This window comes from Mesorhizobium sp. M7A.F.Ca.US.006.04.2.1, from assembly GCF_004022915.1.
Classification (GTDB): Bacteria; Pseudomonadota; Alphaproteobacteria; order Rhizobiales; family Rhizobiaceae; genus Mesorhizobium; species Mesorhizobium ciceri.
This window is the reverse complement of record NZ_RZQA01000908.1, coordinates 1-2,418: the sequence shown is the minus strand read 5'-3', so window position 1 is coordinate 2,418 and position 2,418 is coordinate 1. Positions and strand designations below refer to the sequence as shown.

Sequence of the window (2,418 nt, the reverse complement as noted above, 5' to 3'; positions counted from 1 at the left end):
ATCAAGAGCCCGACCGAGATCGACTATATGCGCAAGGCGGCTCGCATCGTCGAGGCGATGCACCAGCGCATCTTCGACAAGATCGAGGTCGGCATGCGCAAATGCGATCTCGTTGCCGAAATCTATGATGCCGGCACGCGCGGCGTCGATGGCATCGGCGGCGACTATCCGGCGATCGTGCCGCTGCTGCCGTCGGGTGCCGATGCCTCGGCGCCGCATCTGACCTGGGACGACAGACCGATGAAGCGGGACGAGGGCACCTTCTTCGAGATCGCCGGCTGCTACAACCGCTATCACTGCCCGCTGTCGCGCACCGTCTTCCTAGGCAAGCCGACGCAGGAATTCCTCGATGCCGAGAAGGCGACGCTGGAAGGTATGGAAGCGGGGCTGGCCGCGGCCAAACCCGGCAACGCCTGTGAGGACATCGCCAACGCCTTCTTCGCCGTGCTGAAGAAGTATGGCATCGTCAAGGACAACCGCACCGGCTATTCGATCGGACTGTCCTATCCGCCGGACTGGGGCGAGCGCACGATGAGCTTGCGTCCCGGCGACCGCACCGAACTCAAGCCCGGCATGACCTTCCATTTCATGACCGGCCTGTGGCTGGAAACGATGGGACTGGAGATCACCGAGTCCATCCTGATCACCGAAACCGGTGTGGAGTGCCTGGCCAATGTGCCGCGTAAGCTGGTGGTGAAGGATTGAGCCCGATGTCGAATCTACGCTCATCACCGGTCGCGCCGACCGTCGATTTCGACCGCGACGGCGTCCAGCACGGCTTCCTGCGCTTGCCCTACAGCCGCGACGATTCCGCGTGGGGCTCGGTGATGATACCGATCTGCGTCATCCGCAACGGCAACGGACCGGCAGCTCTGCTGTCCGGCGCCAACCATGGCGACGAATATGAGGGGCCGCTGGCCCTCTACGATCTCGCCAGGACCCTCGATCCCAGGCAAGTCAGCGGCACGGTGATCATCGTGCCGGCAATGAACTATCCGGCGTTCCGCGCCGGCACGCGCACCTCGCCGATCGACAAGGGCAACATGAACCGCAGCTTTCCCGGCCGGCCGGACGGAACGGTGACCGAAAAGATCGCCGATTACTTTCAACGTGAGCTGCTGCCTCGCGCCGACATCGTGTTCGACTTCCACTCCGGCGGCAAGACGCTGGACTTCGTGCCGTTCTGCGCGGCGCACACTTTGCCCGACAAGGCGCTGGAACAGAAAGCCTTTGACGCGGTCGCGGCCTTTGCCGCTCCGTTCTCGATGCGCATGATCGAGATCGACGCCGTTGGCATGTACGACACGGCAGCCGAGGAGATGGGCAAGGTCTTCGTCAGCACCGAACTTGGCGGCGGCGGCACGTCGCGCGCGCAAACCGTGCGGATCGCGAGGCGCGGCATTCTCAACGTGCTGCGTCATGCCGGCATTGTAGATGGTGCGGTCGAGAAGACTCGAACCCAGTGGCTCGACATGCCGTCGGGCGATTGTTTCTCGTTCGCCGAAGACGACGGCATGATCGAAACCATGGTCGATCTCGGTGAGCCCGTCAAAGAAGGCTCGGTGCTGGCGCGCATTCATTCCACCGGCCGCACCGGCGTCGCTCCGCAGGAGATCCGGGCAAAAATGTCGGGCATGCTTGCGGCGCGGCATTTCCCCGGGCTGGTTAAGGCCGGCGACTGCGCGGCGGTGGTGGCTGTGCACGTCTGAGCGGCTCCGCCGGGGCCTGCTCCACCCGGTTCGGGTCCATCGTCACTTGTTCTGCGTCCGTCGCGGAGCCCTTCGGCGCGGCGGAAAGAAGCAGGATAGCGGGCGGAGTCGACATTGCAGGAGGATGTCACTATATAGCGGCGGCTTCGACCCGCGCGCCCGAGGGCAGCACCTCGAAGCAACTGTGAATGTGTAGTGTTTTGCGCCATCTATTGTGACGGAAATCGGCTCGGAAACCGGAAAAAAGCAAATAGAAACAGTGGCGCAGCGCTGGGTGTGACCCAGCCAACGGTACCGACCCCTCCAGAATCAGAAAATGCCCTTGACCCCTCGATTTCCTATGGCTCTGTGGACCTTGGACGGCATTGGCTTGCCGGCTGACCGCGACTCGGCTGGAATGGGGACATGCATCCTTTGGGGGATGTCGACGTTTATGATTACCAACCGGCTTTGCCGCCAGGGAACAGCAGTATGAGCGAACACGCCATCGAATTCTTGCGGGGATGGATCGGCGAAAAGGTCCATTGCCAGTCCCCTCAGGCAAGGATCGACAAGCAGGCCGAAACCTTGGCCAAGGAGTGCGCCGCCGAGGCGGCCGAGGTCGGCATTCCGCTGGAGGATATCCAGGAAGAAGTCGGCGATATCCAGGAACTTATCGCATCCCGGCTTGAGGAAGCGGCCGAGGCCGAAGAAAGCCAGCAGGCCCCCA

Annotated in this window: 3 protein-coding genes; all 3 read left to right on the top strand. The window is 62.7% G+C overall.

Annotation, left to right across the window (positions count from 1 at the left end; genetic code table 11):
• Nucleotides 1-705, top strand: a 705-nt coding sequence (locus EN925_RS32015) for a M24 family metallopeptidase (RefSeq protein WP_128337209.1), incomplete at its 5' end; no start/stop codon positions are given.
• A gap of 5 nt (nucleotides 706-710) precedes the next feature.
• Nucleotides 711-1,709: a N(2)-acetyl-L-2,4-diaminobutanoate deacetylase DoeB gene (gene doeB, locus EN925_RS32010; RefSeq protein ID WP_024502317.1), complete on the top strand. Its 999-nt coding sequence runs from the start codon at nucleotides 711-713 to the stop codon at nucleotides 1,707-1,709.
• Nucleotides 1,710-2,180: 471 nt separating this feature from the next.
• Nucleotides 2,181-2,418: DUF768 domain-containing protein (locus tag EN925_RS32005; RefSeq protein ID WP_128337210.1), on the top strand; the 238-nt coding region annotated here is incomplete at its 3' end.